Origin of the sequence: Burkholderia cepacia GG4, from assembly GCF_000292915.1 — a bacterium.
Taxonomy (GTDB): Bacteria; Pseudomonadota; Gammaproteobacteria; order Burkholderiales; family Burkholderiaceae; genus Burkholderia; species Burkholderia cepacia_D.
Map to the genome: position 1 here is coordinate 1,809,254 of NC_018514.1, position 14,899 is coordinate 1,824,152.

General features: G+C 66.7%; 14 protein-coding genes. 1 reads left to right on the forward strand and 13 read right to left on the reverse strand.

Going from position 1 to position 14,899, the window contains the following annotated elements:
* Positions 1 to 30: 30 nt before the first annotated feature.
* The 9 genes from GEM_RS23745 to leuC form a co-directional block, all read right to left on the reverse strand.
* Positions 31 to 732 carry a phosphoribosylanthranilate isomerase gene (locus tag GEM_RS23745; protein ID WP_014899953.1) on the reverse strand — a complete coding sequence of 234 codons (702 nt, stop codon included), beginning with the start codon at positions 730 to 732 and terminating at the stop codon, positions 31 to 33.
* Entirely contained in the window at positions 729 to 1,541 is an 813-nt protein-coding gene (gene truA / locus GEM_RS23750) for a tRNA pseudouridine(38-40) synthase TruA (protein WP_014899954.1), read from the reverse strand. The genes GEM_RS23745 and truA overlap by 4 nt, the downstream gene beginning before the upstream one ends.
* On the reverse strand, positions 1,541 to 3,586 hold the full coding sequence (locus GEM_RS23755) for a FimV/HubP family polar landmark protein (protein WP_014899955.1): 2,046 nt from the start codon (positions 3,584 to 3,586) through the stop codon (positions 1,541 to 1,543). The genes truA and GEM_RS23755 overlap by 1 nt, the downstream gene beginning before the upstream one ends.
* A gap of 586 nt (positions 3,587 to 4,172) precedes the next feature.
* Positions 4,173 to 5,294 (reverse strand): aspartate-semialdehyde dehydrogenase, encoded by a 1,122-nt coding sequence (gene asd, locus GEM_RS23760; RefSeq protein ID WP_014899956.1) that lies wholly within the window; start codon positions 5,292 to 5,294, stop codon positions 4,173 to 4,175.
* Between the two features lie 82 nt (positions 5,295 to 5,376).
* Positions 5,377 to 5,496 carry a hypothetical protein gene (locus tag GEM_RS32340; protein WP_039319027.1) on the reverse strand — a complete coding sequence of 40 codons (120 nt, stop codon included), beginning with the start codon at positions 5,494 to 5,496 and terminating at the stop codon, positions 5,377 to 5,379.
* Positions 5,497 to 5,616: 120 nt separating this feature from the next.
* Positions 5,617 to 6,684 carry a 3-isopropylmalate dehydrogenase gene (gene leuB, locus GEM_RS23770; protein WP_014899957.1) on the reverse strand — a complete coding sequence of 356 codons (1,068 nt, stop codon included), beginning with the start codon at positions 6,682 to 6,684 and terminating at the stop codon, positions 5,617 to 5,619.
* Positions 6,685 to 6,759: 75 nt separating this feature from the next.
* Positions 6,760 to 7,410 (reverse strand): 3-isopropylmalate dehydratase small subunit, encoded by a 651-nt coding sequence (gene leuD, locus GEM_RS23775; RefSeq protein ID WP_014899958.1) that lies wholly within the window; start codon positions 7,408 to 7,410, stop codon positions 6,760 to 6,762.
* A 65-nt stretch (positions 7,411 to 7,475) separates the two neighbouring features.
* Positions 7,476 to 7,622: an entericidin A/B family lipoprotein gene (locus GEM_RS23780; protein ID WP_039319030.1), complete on the reverse strand. Its 147-nt coding sequence runs from the start codon at positions 7,620 to 7,622 to the stop codon at positions 7,476 to 7,478.
* Positions 7,623 to 7,625: 3 nt separating this feature from the next.
* A complete protein-coding gene (gene leuC, locus GEM_RS23785; RefSeq protein ID WP_014899959.1) occupies positions 7,626 to 9,035 on the reverse strand; it encodes a 3-isopropylmalate dehydratase large subunit in 1,410 nt (469 codons plus the stop codon).
* Positions 9,036 to 9,469: 434 nt separating this feature from the next.
* On the opposite strand from leuC, the gene GEM_RS23790 reads away from it, so the two are divergent.
* Positions 9,470 to 10,195, forward strand: a complete 726-nt coding sequence (locus GEM_RS23790) for a glutathione S-transferase family protein (RefSeq protein WP_014899960.1) — start codon at positions 9,470 to 9,472, stop codon at positions 10,193 to 10,195.
* Between the two features lie 110 nt (positions 10,196 to 10,305).
* On the opposite strand, the gene GEM_RS23795 is transcribed toward GEM_RS23790, so the two are convergent.
* The 4 genes from GEM_RS23795 to gltA all read right to left on the reverse strand — a co-directional run bounded on the left by GEM_RS23795 (position 10,306) and on the right by gltA (position 14,898).
* Positions 10,306 to 11,838: an amino acid permease gene (locus GEM_RS23795; RefSeq protein ID WP_014899961.1), complete on the reverse strand. Its 1,533-nt coding sequence runs from the start codon at positions 11,836 to 11,838 to the stop codon at positions 10,306 to 10,308.
* A gap of 138 nt (positions 11,839 to 11,976) precedes the next feature.
* Positions 11,977 to 12,441, reverse strand: coding sequence for an Lrp/AsnC family transcriptional regulator (locus GEM_RS23800; RefSeq protein WP_014899962.1), 465 nt, complete (start codon positions 12,439 to 12,441; stop codon positions 11,977 to 11,979).
* 100 nt (positions 12,442 to 12,541) lie between these two features.
* Positions 12,542 to 13,300, reverse strand: coding sequence for a dimethylarginine dimethylaminohydrolase family protein (locus GEM_RS23805; RefSeq protein WP_014899963.1), 759 nt, complete (start codon positions 13,298 to 13,300; stop codon positions 12,542 to 12,544).
* 296 nt (positions 13,301 to 13,596) lie between these two features.
* A complete protein-coding gene (gltA, locus tag GEM_RS23810) occupies positions 13,597 to 14,898 on the reverse strand; it encodes a citrate synthase (RefSeq protein WP_014899964.1) in 1,302 nt (433 codons plus the stop codon).
* Position 14,899: the final 1 nt, after the last annotated feature.

Consider the following 14,899-nt stretch of genomic DNA (forward strand, 5'->3'; position numbering starts at 1 on the left):
GCCCCGCTGTCGGGGCCGCACCTTCTTGCATCACTCGGCGTCCGCTGCGCGCACCGCGCGTACGAACGCCGCCATCCGGGCGTGATCCTTCACGCCCTTCGCACCCTCCACTTCGATGCCGCTCGAGACATCGACAGCAAACGGGCGCAACTGGCGGATCGCATCACCGACGTTTTGCGCGTTCAAGCCACCACTCAAAACGGCCCGATGCGCGAGCTCTGCGGGAATAAGAGACCAATCGAAGACCTTGCCGCTACCGCCGTAGTCCGGCACCAGGGTGTCGTACAGGAGGCCGCGTGCTTTCGAATAATGAAGAGCTGATTCTACCAAATCGGCCGGCTGCGTCGAGGGGCCGACGCGCACCGCGCGCAACCACGGCAGGCGCGCCGCGCGGCCGAGCGCCTCGCACTGCTCGGGCGTCTCGTCACCATGGAATTGCAGCACCGTGAGCGGCACGTCGCGCACGACCGCTTCGAGCTCGGCTTCGGTCGCGTTCACAAACAGTCCGACCACCGATACGAACGGCGGCGCAAGGCTTGCGAGCTCGGCCGCCTGCGCGATCGATACCGCGCGCGGGCTCTTCGGGTAGAACACGAGGCCGATCGCATCGGCGCCGACCGCCGCCGCGTGCAGCACGTCCTCGGGGCGCGACAGGCCGCACAGCTTGATGCGCGTGCGCGGCGCGAGGCCGGCCGCGGCGGGGGTCGAAGGAGACACGGCGTGATCCGTCATGGTTGTGGGTCCAGGTCGGCCCAGACGCTGCTCCACGGCACGCTGCCGAGCTGCGCGGGCGGGACGGCGAATTCCGCCGGGTAGCCGACATGGGCAAGATACAGCCCGTCGGCCATGAACGTGGGCGCGGCGAGCTTGCGATCGCGCCCGGCCAGCACGTCGACGATCCAGTCCGCCGGATAGCGGCCGCGCCCGACCGCGACGAGGCAGCCCATCAGGTTGCGCACCATATGGTGCAGGAACGCATTCGCGCGGAAGCGGAAATGAATAAAGTGGCCCGCGCGCCGCACGTCGATCTGGTACAGGTGTTTGACCGGCGTCTTCGACTGGCATTCCGACGACCGGAACGACGAGAAGTCGTGCTCGCCGATCAGGTGCGCGGCGGCGGCACGCATCGCGTCGTCGTCGAGCGGCGTGTGGATCCAGCCCGCCCGCCCGGCCAGCATCGGCGAGCGCACGGGGTGCACATACAGCGCGTAGTAATAGGTGCGCTCAAACGCCGCGAAACGCGCATGGAACGTGTCCGGCATCGGCTTGGCCCACTGCACGGACACGGTCGACGGCAAGAACGCGTTGGTGCCGCGCACCCACGAGAAATCCTCGCGGTCGAGGTCGGTGTCGAAGTGCACGACCTGCCCGAGCCCGTGCACGCCCGTGTCGGTCCGTCCCGCAACCGTGGTGTGCAGCGGCACGCACGCGAATTCGCCGAGCGCGTGCTCGAGCGCGTCCTGCACGGTCTTGCCGTGCGGCTGCGCCTGCCAGCCGCAGAACGCGGCGCCGTCGTACTGAACCCCCAGCGCGATTCGCATCACGCCTGTTCCGCCAGTTTCGCGAGCAGCGCACGCGCATCGTCGCGCGTCGCGGCGTCGTTCGCGTCGACCACTTCCTGCAGCAGCGTGCGCGCGCCGGACAGGTCGCCCAGCTCGACATACTCGGACGCGAGATCCAGCTTGTTGCGCGCAATGCGCACGAGCTCGGCCGGCGTCAGCGCGGGCAACACGGCATCCGGCGTGGCAGGCAGGTCGAGATCGAAATCCAGCTTCAACGCGCCGAACTGCGCACCGCCGAGCGGCGGCAGCGACGACAGCCCAGACGAACCGCCCGCGTGAGTCGCCGGCGTTGCCGCGTCCGAGTCCCAGTCGAACTCGTCGTCATGGTCGGCCGGGTGTTCCGGGGGCAGATAGCTTGCGCCGACCGGCCGGCGCGGTGCGAATTGACCGTTAGTTGCGATTTGCCCGCTTTCGGCCTGCCCTTCCCGCGCGGCAGACTCGTCCGCGATACGCGGCGGCAGCGGCATGTCGAGGCTGTTGAGCGCGCTGATCGCGTTCTGCATCAGCACCGCGTGCTGGGCATCGGTTGCAGCAGGCGCTTCGACCGGCTCGCCGGCGGCCGTTGCCGCGACGGGCGCCGAGTCGTGTGGCACCGGCGCCGAGTCGCGCTCCAACGCGGCGTGCGCGGACGGCGCTTCCGCTTGATCGTCGTGCGGCTTCACCGCTTCCGGCGACGACGACGCATCGGCATCGCGCGTATCGACCGTCTCTGCCGCTGCCGCGATGGCCGCGACGAGACTCACGTCGGCGGCCGCGTCTCGGGCAACCTGCGTCTCGGGCAGGATCGGCGGCAACGGCTCGACGGACGACGACGATGCGCCGGCATCGGCCGCCGCCGCATCAGCAGACTCAGACGCAACCGCATCGGCAGGCCGCGCTTTCCGGCGCTTGCGCCACGCGAACCCGGCCGCGAGAACCACCACGGCCGCGCCGGCCGCTGCGGCCGGGCGCCAGTCGATCTGATCGGAACCGCGCGCGGGCGGCGTCGCCGTGACGGGCACGGCCGACTGCACAGGCGCCGATGCCGGCTGCACCGCGCTGGCGACCACGCCGGACGCCGCTTCGCTCGCGGCCGACGACGCGGCGGCAGATGCAACTGCGTCGGGCGCGGCCGGGCGCGGGGCGGCGGGTGTCGCTGCCGGTGCGGGTGTCATGTTGCCGGTCGCGGCAGGCTTGCCGATCCCGTGCTTCTGCAGTTCCATCAGCACGCGGTTCTGCAGTGCCAGTAATTGCTGCAGGCTCGACGGCCGCGGCTGCGACGCGCCCACGACGGATGCCGCAGCGGACGGTGCGTGCCCGCCCTGCACCAGACCGCCCGGTGCGGGCTGCGCAGCAGCCTCGCTCGCGGACGACGGGGCGGACTGGATCGCGCCACTCCATTCGTGCGGCCCGCTGTCGCCGGCACCCGGCGCCACCGGCTGAACGGTCGCGACCGGCGACGCACCATGCGCGCCCGACGCACCGGTCGAAGCGGACGCACCTGCCGCCGCCGCTGCGCTCGCGCCGCTCACGGCTGCCGGATGCGTGACCGATGCGGCCGGCCCGGTTTGCACGGCCGACCCCGGATGCGGCGCGGACGCACCATGCTGCGCGGCCACGGACGCGCCGGGCGCGGCGACCGCCGCGGCAGCGGCTGATGTACCGGATGCTGCGGACGCTCCGGCCGGCACGAGTGCCGCGCCCGTCGCGTCGAGCGCGGGCACCGTCAGCGTCACGCCGGGCTTCAGGCGGTTCGGGTCGCGCTTCATGAACGCCTGCGGATTGGCGTCGAACAGTGCGCGGCCAGCGCGCGCGAGCACACCCGGGTCGTGCGACTGCGTGGCTGCTTTCGCGAGATCGTTCAACGACTGGCCCGGCTGGACCGTAACGGCAAGCGGAGCGGGGCCGCCTGTGGCGGATGCCGGCAGTTCGCCGGCACCGGCCGCCCAGGCCGATGCGGCCGCGCCGAGCGCCAGGATCGCCAGCGCACCACGCACGGCGCGCGACAGACGGGACAGACGCGGAAACAAGGAAATTCGGGACATCGTAGGCTCTATCGCCGCGCGCGGGCGCGGCTCGGATTCGCGTAGGGAAGCGTCAATAAAGTCGCCGCAGAAATGCAAAAGCGTCGCGCAGAACGCGACGCTTTCGGCGCCTCTGCGCGTCGTAACCGCGTAGTTTACTTCACACGATCGGGTTCGGGCCGAATTCGTCGCCGGCGATCGTGGCCGGCCATGCCCGTGCAGCGACGCAACCGGCGACCGTGCCGGGCTGCCGGCGGGCGGATCGCGCGACTGTCGCGCCGATCGGCATCATGAATCGCACGCGGCAGTATTATCAAAAACGGGGCATCGATTGATGAAAATCGCGACCAGAACACGCCGCCGGGAATGAATCGGCGCTCGTGCGCTGCGCATCGCATCGTCTGCGCGTGTCACCGGATTCGATCCGGGCAAGCCATGGCCGCGCAAGTAGCCGGAGCCTTCTCGCCCGCCCAGCGCCGGTTCGCGACAACCACCCCGTCGCCCGGCCATCCCCACCCGGGCGACCAATAAAAAACGCCTGCCGCCCCGCGAGGGGCAAGCAGGCGTATCGCTGCGCGCGCCGACAGCGCGCGGTGCGGCCCGATGCTTACTTGTCGAGCAGGATGCGCAGCATGCGGCGCAGCGGCTCGGCCGCACCCCACAGCAGCTGGTCGCCGACCGTGAACGCCGACAGGTATTCGCCGCCCATCGCGAGCTTGCGCAGACGGCCAACCGGCACGGTCAGCGTGCCGGTGATCTTCGCCGGCGACAGGTCGCGCATCGATGCTTCACGCTCGTTCGGCACGACCTTCACCCAGTCGTTTGCCGACGCGAGGATGCCGTTGATCTCGTCGAGCGGCACGTCCTTCTTCAGCTTGATCGTCAGCGCCTGCGAGTGGCAGCGCATCGCGCCGATCCGCACGCACAGGCCGTCGACCGGGATCGAACCCGGCTCGCCCATTGCCGGCTTGCCGAGGATCTTGTTGGTTTCCGCGCCGCCCTTCCACTCTTCCTTCGACATCCCGTTGCCGAGATCCTTGTCGATCCACGGAATCAGCGAGCCGGCGAGCGGCACGCCGAAGTGGCTCGTCGGCATCGCATCGCTGTTCATCGTGGCGAGCACGCGGCGGTCGATGTCGAGGATCGCGGAAGCCGGATCGGCCAGTTGTTCCTGCACCGCGCCGTGCAGCGCGCCCATCTGCGACAGCAGTTCGCGCATGTTCTGCGCGCCTGCGCCCGATGCGGCCTGGTAGGTCATCGCCGTCATCCAGTCGACGAGGTTCTCGCGGAACAGGCCGCCGAGCGCCATCAGCATCAGGCTGACCGTGCAGTTGCCGCCGACGAAGTTCTTCGTGCCCTTGACGAGCGCGTCCTTGATCACGTCGAGGTTGACCGGATCGAGGATGATGACCGCGTCGTCCTTCATCCGCAGCGACGAGGCCGCGTCGATCCAGTAGCCGTTCCAGCCGGCCGCGCGCAACTTCGGGAACACTTCGTTCGTGTAGTCGCCGCCCTGGCACGTGATGATCACGTCGCACTTCTTCAGCTCGTCGACGTTGGTCGCGTCCTTGAGCGTAGTCTCGTTTTTCGCGAACGACGGCGCCTTGCCGCCCGTGTTGCTGGTGCTGAAAAACACCGGCTCGATCAGGTCGAAATCACCTTCTTCCTGCATGCGCTGCATCAGCACGCTGCCGACCATGCCGCGCCAACCTACGAGACCTACGTTCATGACTAACCCTTTGAATGGAGCTTCCCCGCCATTTCCGCCCCCGGCGTGACCGCGCGGGGAAACAGGCGGGCACGACGGACGATCAGCGTTTAATGATCGTTTTCGTGGTAATGGTTTTCGTGATGACGATGGCGCGCGTACCCGCACGGGCAGTGTTGCCGTGGAGTTTCAAGACCGGGGAGATCAGGGAAATCAGCGCCATCGTTCGAGTCTACACAAAGCCGGTTGCCCGCACAACGGCCAACCGCGCGCGAACCGGCCGATTTCGCGGCCTGCTCGCGCCCTTTTCTACATTTACTGCCGTACTGCCTTGCCGTGCGTGTTACAGCGCGGCGACGACTGCGTCGCCCATCGCCGCCGTGCCGACCTGCTTGCAGCCCGGCGTCGCGATGTCGCCCGTGCGATAGCCTTGTTCGAGCACCGTTTTCACCGCGCGCTCGATGCGATCGGCCTGCTCCGCGCGATTCAGCGAATAGCGCAGCAGCATCGCGGCCGACAGGATCGTCGCCAGCGGGTTCGCGATGCCCTTGCCCGCGATGTCCGGCGCCGAACCGTGCGACGGCTCGTACAGACCCTTGTTGTTCTTGTCGAGCGAGGCCGACGGCAGCATGCCGATCGAGCCCGTCAGCATCGACGCTTCATCCGACAGGATGTCACCGAACATGTTGCCGGTCACGATCACGTCGAACTGCTTCGGCGCCTTCGCGAGCTGCATCGCCGCGTTGTCGACATACATGTGCGACAGCTCGACGTCCGCGTATTCCTTCGACACGTCGATCATGATGTCGCGCCAGAACTGCGACGTTTCGAGCACGTTCGACTTGTCAACCGACAGCAGCTTCTTCGCGCGCTTTTGCGCGGCCTGGAACGCGACGTGCGCGATGCGGCGCACTTCCGGTTCCGAGTAGCGCATCGTGTCGAAGCCTTCGCGCGCGCCGGCGAACGGGCCGTCCGGCGCCGCGCGCACGCCGCGCGGCTGGCCGAAGTAGATGTCGCCGTTCAGTTCGCGCACGATCAGGATGTCGAGGCCCGCGACGAGCTCCGGCTTCAGCGGCGACGCATCGACGAGCTGCGGATAGCAGATCGCCGGACGGAAGTTCGCGAACAGCTCGAGATGCTTGCGCAGCCCGAGGATCGCCTGCTCGGGGCGCAGCGCGCGCTCGAGCGAGTCGTACTTCCAGTCGCCGACCGCGCCGAACAGGATCGCGTCTGCTTCCTTCGCGAGCGCAAGCGTCGCGTCCGGCAGCGGATGACCGCTCGCCTCGTAGCCCGCGCCGCCGACCGGCGCCTGCTCGAGTTCGAACTTCTCGTCGAGGGCGTTCAGCACCTTGACCGCTTCGTTGACGATTTCCGGACCGATGCCGTCGCCGGGCAGCACTGCAATCTTCATGCGTTATTCCTGACTGGGTAGGTGTTGGTGGCAGGTCGGCGAGCACGCGTCATGCGTGCCCGCCCGAAGGCAATCTCAGCCGACCAGCTTGTTGTTGAGCCACGGCTGCTTCGCGAGCCGCTCGGCTTCGAACTGGCGGATCTTGTCGGCGTGACGCAGCGTCAGGCCGATGTCGTCGAAACCGTTCAGCAGGCAGTACTTGCGGAACGCGGTGATGTCGAACGCGTATTCGCGGCCATCGCCCGCGCGCACGACCTGCGCGTCGAGGTCGATCGTCAGCTGATAGCCGTTGAACGCATACGTGTCGTTGAACAGGTGATCGACCTGCTGCTCGGTCAGCACGATCGGCAGCAGCCCGTTCTTGTAGCAGTTGTTGAAGAAGATGTCGGCGAAGCTCGGCGCGATGATCGCGCGGAAGCCGTACTGCTGCAGCGCCCACGGTGCGTGCTCGCGCGAGCTGCCGCAGCCGAAGTTCTTGCGTGCCAGCAGCACCGATGCGCCCTGGTAGCGCGGCTGGTTCAGCACGAAGTCCGGGTTCAGCGGGCGCTTCGAGTTGTCCTGGCCCGGCTCGCCATGGTCGAGGTAACGCCATTCGTCGAACGCGTTCGGACCGAAGCCCGTGCGCTTGATCGACTTCAGGAACTGCTTCGGGATGATCGCGTCGGTGTCGACGTTCTCGCGATCGAGCGGCGCCACGACGCCGGTATGCACATTGAATTTTTCCATGATCCGTCTATCCGGTTGAAGGGCCGGCATTCAGCCGGCGCACATCGACAAATTCTCGGCGGGCGTCAGTCCGCGGCGCGCTGGAGCGCGTTGCCGGCGGCATTGACGTCCTCGCCGAAGCCTCGGACGGTATTGCAGCCCGCCAGGCCGAAGCCCAGCCCTGCGAGCGCCAGCGCGGCCACCAGCCGCGCGATGAGCTTCGATGCCGTCACGCGTTACCCCAGCTGGCGAATGTCGACGAAATGGCCTTCGATCGCCGCCGCCGCCGCCATCGCGGGGCTCACCAGGTGCGTGCGACCGCCCGCGCCCTGCCGGCCCTCGAAGTTGCGGTTCGACGTCGATGCACAGCGCTCGCCCGGATCGAGCCGGTCGGCGTTCATCGCGAGGCACATCGAGCAGCCCGGCTCGCGCCATTCGAAGCCCGCATCCGTGAACACCTTGTCGAGGCCTTCACGCTCGGCCTGCGCCTTCACGAGGCCCGAACCCGGCACGACCATCGCGAGCCGCACGTTCGACGCGATGCGACGGTTCAGCTTCTTCACGACATACGCGGCCGCGCGGATGTCCTCGATGCGTGCGTTCGTGCACGAACCGATGAAGATCTTGTCGACCTTGATCGACTCGATCGGCGTGTTCGGTTCGAGCGCCATGTAGGCCAGCGCGCGTTCCATCGCGTCACGCTTGACCGGATCCTTCTCGCGCTCGGGATCGGGCACGCGACCGTCGATCGACGTGACCATTTCCGGCGACGTGCCCCACGTGACCTGCGGGACGATCTCGGCCGCGTTCAGCTCGACGACGCGGTCGAACTGCGCGCCTTCGTCGGACTTGAACTCGCGCCAGTACTCGACGGCCTGGTTCCATTCCGCGCCGCTCGGCACGAACGGACGGCCCTTCAGGTAGTCGATCGTCGTATCGTCGACGGCGACCATGCCCGCACGCGCACCGGCTTCGATCGCCATGTTGCAGACGGTCATCCGGCCTTCCATCGTCAGCGCGCGGATCGTCGAGCCGCCGAATTCGATCGCGTAGCCCGTGCCGCCTGCCGTGCCGATCTTGCCGATGATCGCGAGCACGATGTCCTTCGCGGTACAGCCGCGCGGCAGTGCACCCTCGACCTTCACGAGCATGTTCTTGCTCTTTTTCTGCAGCAAGGTTTGCGTCGCGAGCACGTGCTCGACTTCCGACGTGCCGATGCCGTGCGCGAGCGCGCCGAACGCGCCGTGCGTCGACGTGTGCGAATCGCCGCACACGATCGTCATGCCCGGCAGCGTCGCGCCCTGCTCCGGCCCGATGATGTGCACGATGCCCTGGCGCACGTCGTTCATCTTGAACTGCGTGATGCCGAACGCGTCGCAGTTCGCGTCGAGCGTGTCGACCTGCAGCTTCGAGACCGGATCGGCGATGCCGTGGCTGCGATCCGTGGTCGGGACGTTGTGGTCCGACACGGCCAGGTTCGCGCTGATGCGCCACACCGGGCGGTGCGCGACGTTCAGCCCCTCGAACGCCTGCGGGCTCGTGACTTCGTGCAGCAGCTGACGGTCGATATAGAGCAGTGTCGTGCCGTCGTCCTCGGTGTGGACGACGTGGGTATTCCACAGTTTGTCGTAGAGAGTCTGTGCCATGGGTATGCGGGGTCGTTGTGACTACAAGCCTTGCGGATGCGATCGATTATGCCACGCAGAACGCGTCGCGGCGCAGGCCGGACGAGAAAAAACCCATTAAAAACAGTGGTTTGGCTGGTAGTGTCAATACCTGTATCGGCATTACCCGGCAAACGGGGGCACGAAGGGAACGGCGATGAACACGGTCGCGCCCTTCAGCGTCTGGAGGTGGCCGTTGTGAAAGAACACGCGGCGCGGCGCACCGCTTCGTCAGCTTCTCCGACGACTTCTCGACCTGGGTGTTCTTCTACGGTCCCGAAGGCGGCGAGCGCGACGCGCGCGGCACTTCCGGCACGATCTCCTAGACTGTCTATTCGCCACGGGCGGTGCATGGCCGCCCTCCCCGCCATCACGATGCGGACCACACCGACGCATCGACCGGACAGGAGCGCAGCATGCGATACGAACTCTATTACTGGCCGGAGATCCAGGGCCGCGGCGAATATGTGCGGCTCGCGCTCGAGGCGGCCGAGGCCGACTATGTCGACGTCGCGCGCGAATCGGGGCGGGGCATGGGCGTGCCGGCGATGATGCGGATGATGGACAGCACGAAGGCCGAATGCGTGCCGTTGGCGCCGCCGTTTTTGAAGGCCGGCGACGTGGTCGTCGGGCAGACCGCGAACATCCTGCTGTTTCTCGGCGCGCGGCTCGGGCTCGCACCCGACGACGAAGCCGGGCGACTGTGGGTGCATCAAATCCAGCTGACCGTCGCCGATTTCGTCACCGAAATCCACGACACGCACCATCCAATCGGCAGCGGCCTGTATTACGAGGACCAGAAGGCGGAGGCCGCCGAGCGCGCGGCCGACTTCCTCGAAAACCGGCTGCCGAAGTTCCTCGGCTATTTCGATCGCGTACTCGAGCAGAATCCGCACAAAGGCGGGTTTATCGCCGGCAGCGCGCTCAGCTATGCGGACCTGTCGATGTTCCAGCTGATCGAAGGCCTGCGCTACGCGTTTCCGAAGGCGATGAAGCGCGCGGAGCGCAAGGTCGCCGGGCTCGTCGGCCTGCACGACCGCGTCGCCCAGCACCCGCCTGTCAGGCGCTACCTCGAATCGGAGCGCCGCATTCCGTTCAACGACATGGGGATCTTCCGCCACTATCCGGAGCTGGACAAGTAGCGTTGATTCAAGCGCCCACCGGCGTCTCGTGCAGGTGACGCCATACGATCAGGCCATCCGCCTCGCGCCGGAACACGACCGTCGAGCGCCACGCCGTCACCGCCCGCTGCTCAGCGCGGCTGCCCGTGCTGCGTCGCCGCGGCGTCGACGGCCTCGACCGACCGCGTCAGCCACGGACCGATATCCATCTCGTCGTACCGCACGAGCCGGCTCTTGCGCACGCGGCGATACGCCCACCAGATCGCGACGAACAGCGGAATCCACACATAGATCGACAGCACTTCCATCCAGTCGATACGGGCCGCGAAAAACGCCTGGTAATCCTGCCCGAGCGAGATCACGATGCAGATCGCGATCGCGAACAGCGGCCCGAACGGAAACCACTTCGCGCGATACGGCAATTGGTCGAGCCGGTAGCCCTGCTTCAGAAAGCCCTTGCGGAACCGGTAGTGGCAGACCGCGATGCCGAGCCATGCGATGAAGCCCGTGATGCCAACCGTATTGAGCAGCCACAGGTAGATGCGCTGGTTGTTGGTCAGCGAAGTCAGGAAGCACAGCCCGCCCACCGCCATCGTCGCGTACAGCGCGTTGCGCGGCACGCCGCCCGGCGACAGCGTCGCGAACATCGCAGGCGCACGCCCTTCGGCCGCGAGGTTGTACAGCATCCGCGTGGCCGCATACGTGCCGGAATTGCCGGCCGACAGCACGGCCGTCAGGATCACCAGATTCATCGCGCCGGCGGCGAGCGGGAAACCCGCATGGCTGAACACGAGCGTGAACGGGCTCACGCCGATGTCGGTCACGTCGCTCTTCAGCAGGTTCGGATCGGTGTACGGCACCAGCAGGCCGATCACGAAGATCGCGAGCACGTAGAACAGCATGATCCGCCAGAAGATCTGCTTCACCGCGCGCGGGATCGTCTTGCGCGGGTTTTCCGATTCACCGGCCGTGATTCCGACCAGCTCGGTGCCGAGAAACGAGAATCCCGCGATCAGCGCGACGCTCATCATCGCGTGCACGCCGCCGACGAACGGTGCGTCGCCGGTCCTGAAGTTGCGCCAGCCGACCGGTTGCCCGTTGCCGAGCAGGCCGGCCGCGATCAGCAAGCCCGCCGCGATGAACGCGATCACGGTGACGACCTTGATCAGCGAGAACCAGTATTCGGATTCGCCGAAGCCGCGCACCGACAACGTGTTCAGCAGGAAGATCAGCACCAGGAACCCGGCGCCCCACCACACGCCCGGTACCGCGGGAAACCAGTAACGCATCACGATCTGTCCGGCGACCAGCTCGATCGCGATCGTCACGGCCCAGCTGTACCAGTAGGTCCAGCCGAGCGCAACGCCGAAGCCTTCGTCGACGTACTTCTCGCCGTAAACCGCGAACGAACCCGACACCGGCATCAGTGCGGCCATCTCGCCGAGCCCGGTGACGACGAAGTAGACCATCAGCCCGATCGCAATATACGCGGCGATCGCGCCGCCCGGCCCCGCCTGCGCGACCGACGCGCCCGAGGCGACGAACAACCCCGTGCCGATCGAGCCGCCGATCGCGATCATCGCGATGTGGCGGCTCTGCAGCCGGCGTTTGAGCACCGTCCCGGACGGCGCGGCCGTCTGCGCTGCCGCTTGCAAAGCATCCATAGTGTTCACCCTGATTGGAATCGGGTCGACCAGATTGATTCGGAATACCAATCGATCGACCCGGTTATTCGCATCGAAACCGGCCCTGCCCGACCGGCCGCGCGTCCGATGCCGCCGGCCCGGACGCGCACTGCCACGTCAGACGACGCTGCGCTTGATCGCCTGCAACTCGGCCGTCGTCACGATCTTCTCGATCCGGAACCGCGGGCTTTCGAGCCACACGTTCGCGATCCGCCGGTATTCGTCGAGATCCTCGCACGCGAGCCGCACGAGAAAATCGAACGTGCCGCTGACGAGCCAGCAATCGAGCACCGCCGGGTTGTTCCGCATCTCGTCCTCGAACGGTGCCTGCGAACGCCCGTGATCGGCCAGCACGATCTGCGCGATCACGACGATCGGCTTGGTCGCGCGCGGCGCCTTGATGACGGCGCGGTAGCCTTCGATCACGCCGAGCGCCTCGAGCCGTTCCACGCGCGCCTGGCACGGGCGCGGCGTGAGGTTCACGAGCTCCGACAGCTTCCGGTACGAAATCCGTCCGTCGGTGCGCAGGATGTCGAGGATCCGGAGATCGATCTTGTCGAGCTGCATCTTCTTGTCGGTCATCCGCGTTCGCTCCGGTCGGGTCGTGGCAGGTGCGCGGCGGGTTTCCTCCCGTTCCGCGCGGGGCCACATTATCCGGCCGAAGCGGCCGCGCGCCAATCGGCTAGAACCGCAGCGACAGGCACGTCAGGCCGCCGTCCATCTTGCGGAATTCACTCGTGTCGATCACGTGCAGCGGCAGCCCGAGCGACTGAATCGCGTCGTGCACGCGCGGATAGCCGGCCGGCGTGATCAGCGTACCGTTCACACGCAGCGTGTTGCCCGCATATTCATCGGCGGCCGAGATCGCGATCCGGCGATAGTCGGCGAACGCCGGATGCGCGGCCAGCGCCTCGGTCACGAGCAGCGTGTCGTCGCCGAGCGCGTTGACGACCGACTTCAGGTGCAGGCCGGCGCCGACCGGCACCGCGACGACCGCGTAGCCGTAGCGCGACACCAGCGACTCGAACGCGGCGATGCCTTCGGCGTCCGTGCGGCCCGTCAGGCCGATGTAGAAGCGCTTGCCGACCTGCATCACGTCGCCGCCGTCGAGACGGCCGTCCTGCATCGGCAGCAGGTCGCGATGCGCGCCGAGCGCCGCTTCGATGTGCACCGTCTCGCCGCGCCGCGCGGGCGCGCCGGGGCGCGTGATCACCGCAAATTCAGGCGTGACGACCGCGACGTCCTCGACGAAGTGCGAATCGGGGAACGCCTCCAGCGGCGGCAGCTCGGTCAGCTCGACGCCGAGCCCGCGCAGCGCGTCGCAGTACGCGTGGAACTGCGTGAGCGTCTTGTCGTAGTCGGGCGCGCCGAGCGTGGCGGTGGTGAGACCCGCGCCACAGGACGGCGCGGGACGGCGAACGATCGCTTGCGTGAATTGCATCGACTCCTCCATGGTCACGCTGCCCCCCGTGCGGCGCACGGGGCAGCTGCGTTGTGTCCGGACCATTATCGGAAGCCAAATTGCGCAATTCGCGTCGATTTCGCGGGCGCCCGCAGCCGATCGCGTCGAATTGCAGGCGGGCCGCAGCGGATTCGGCAGACGGCCAGCGGCAGCGGCGCGCACGGCCGTTTCGGACGCGCCAATGAAAACACCCCGGCGGGATGACCCGTCGGGGTGTCGAGGCGTTGCGATTGCCGGACGCGAGCGGCCTGACGGCCGTTCGCGCCGCGCACGACTTAACGTGCGTTGATCGGCTTCGCTTCGCGCGGCGTGTCGCCGATGAACAGCTGACGCGGACGACCGATCTTCTGCTCGGGATCGGCGATCATTTCGTTCCACTGTGCGATCCAGCCGACCGTACGTGCCATCGCGAAGATACACGTGAACATCGACGTCGGGATGCCCAGCGCGCGCTGGACGATACCCGAGTAGAAGTCGACGTTCGGGTACAGCTTGCGCGACACGAAGTATTCGTCTTCCAGCGCGATCTTCTCGAGCTGCATCGCGAGCTTGAACAGCGGGTCGTCGTGCAGGCCCAGTTCGTTCAGCACTTCGTAGCACGTTTCGCGCATCAGCTTCGCACGCGGGTCGTAGTTCTTGTACACGCGGTGACCGAAGCCCATCAGCTTCACGCCCGAATTCTTGTCCTTCACCTGCTTGATGAATTCGGGGATGTTGTCCGGCGAACCGATCTGCTCGAGCATGTTCAGCGCGGCTTCGTTCGCACCACCGTGCGCCGGGCCCCACAGACATGCGATACCTGCTGCGATACAGGCGAACGGGTTCGCGCCCGACGAGCCAGCCAGGCGGACCGTCGACGTCGATGCGTTCTGCTCGTGATCAGCGTGCAGGATCAGGATACGGTCGAGTGCGCGGACGAGCACGTCGTTGACCTTGTACTCTTCGCACGGGTTCGAGAACATCATGTGCATGAAGTTCGCGCTGTACGACAGCGAGTTCTTCGGATACACGAACGGCTGGCCGATGCTGTACTTGTACGCCATCGCGACGAGCGTCGGCAGCTTTGCGATCATGCGGATCGCCGACACTTCGCGGTGACGCGGGTCGTTGATGTCGAGCGAGTCGTGGTAGAACGCGGACAGCGCGCCGACTGCAGCGACCAGGATCGCCATCGGGTGCGCATCGCGGCGGAAGCCACGGAAGAAGAAGTGCATCTGCTCGTGCACCATCGTGTGCTTCGTGACGGTGTCGACGAATTCCTTCTTCTGCGCTGCGTTCGGCAGTTCACCCTTCAGCAGCAGGTAGCAGCTTTCGAGGAAGTCGGCGTTTTGCGCGAGGTTGTCGATCGGGTAGCCGCGGTACAGCAGTTCGCCCTTGTCGCCGTCGATGTACGTGATCGCCGAATTACAAGCTGCCGTCGACATGAAGCCCGGGTCATACGTGAACTTGCCGGTCTGGCCGTACAGCTTGCGGATGTCGATTACGTCCGGGCCCATCGTGCCCTTGTAGATCGGCAGTTCGACGCTCGGCGAGTTGTCGCTGAACGATAGCGTGGCTTTAACATCAGACGGAGTCATG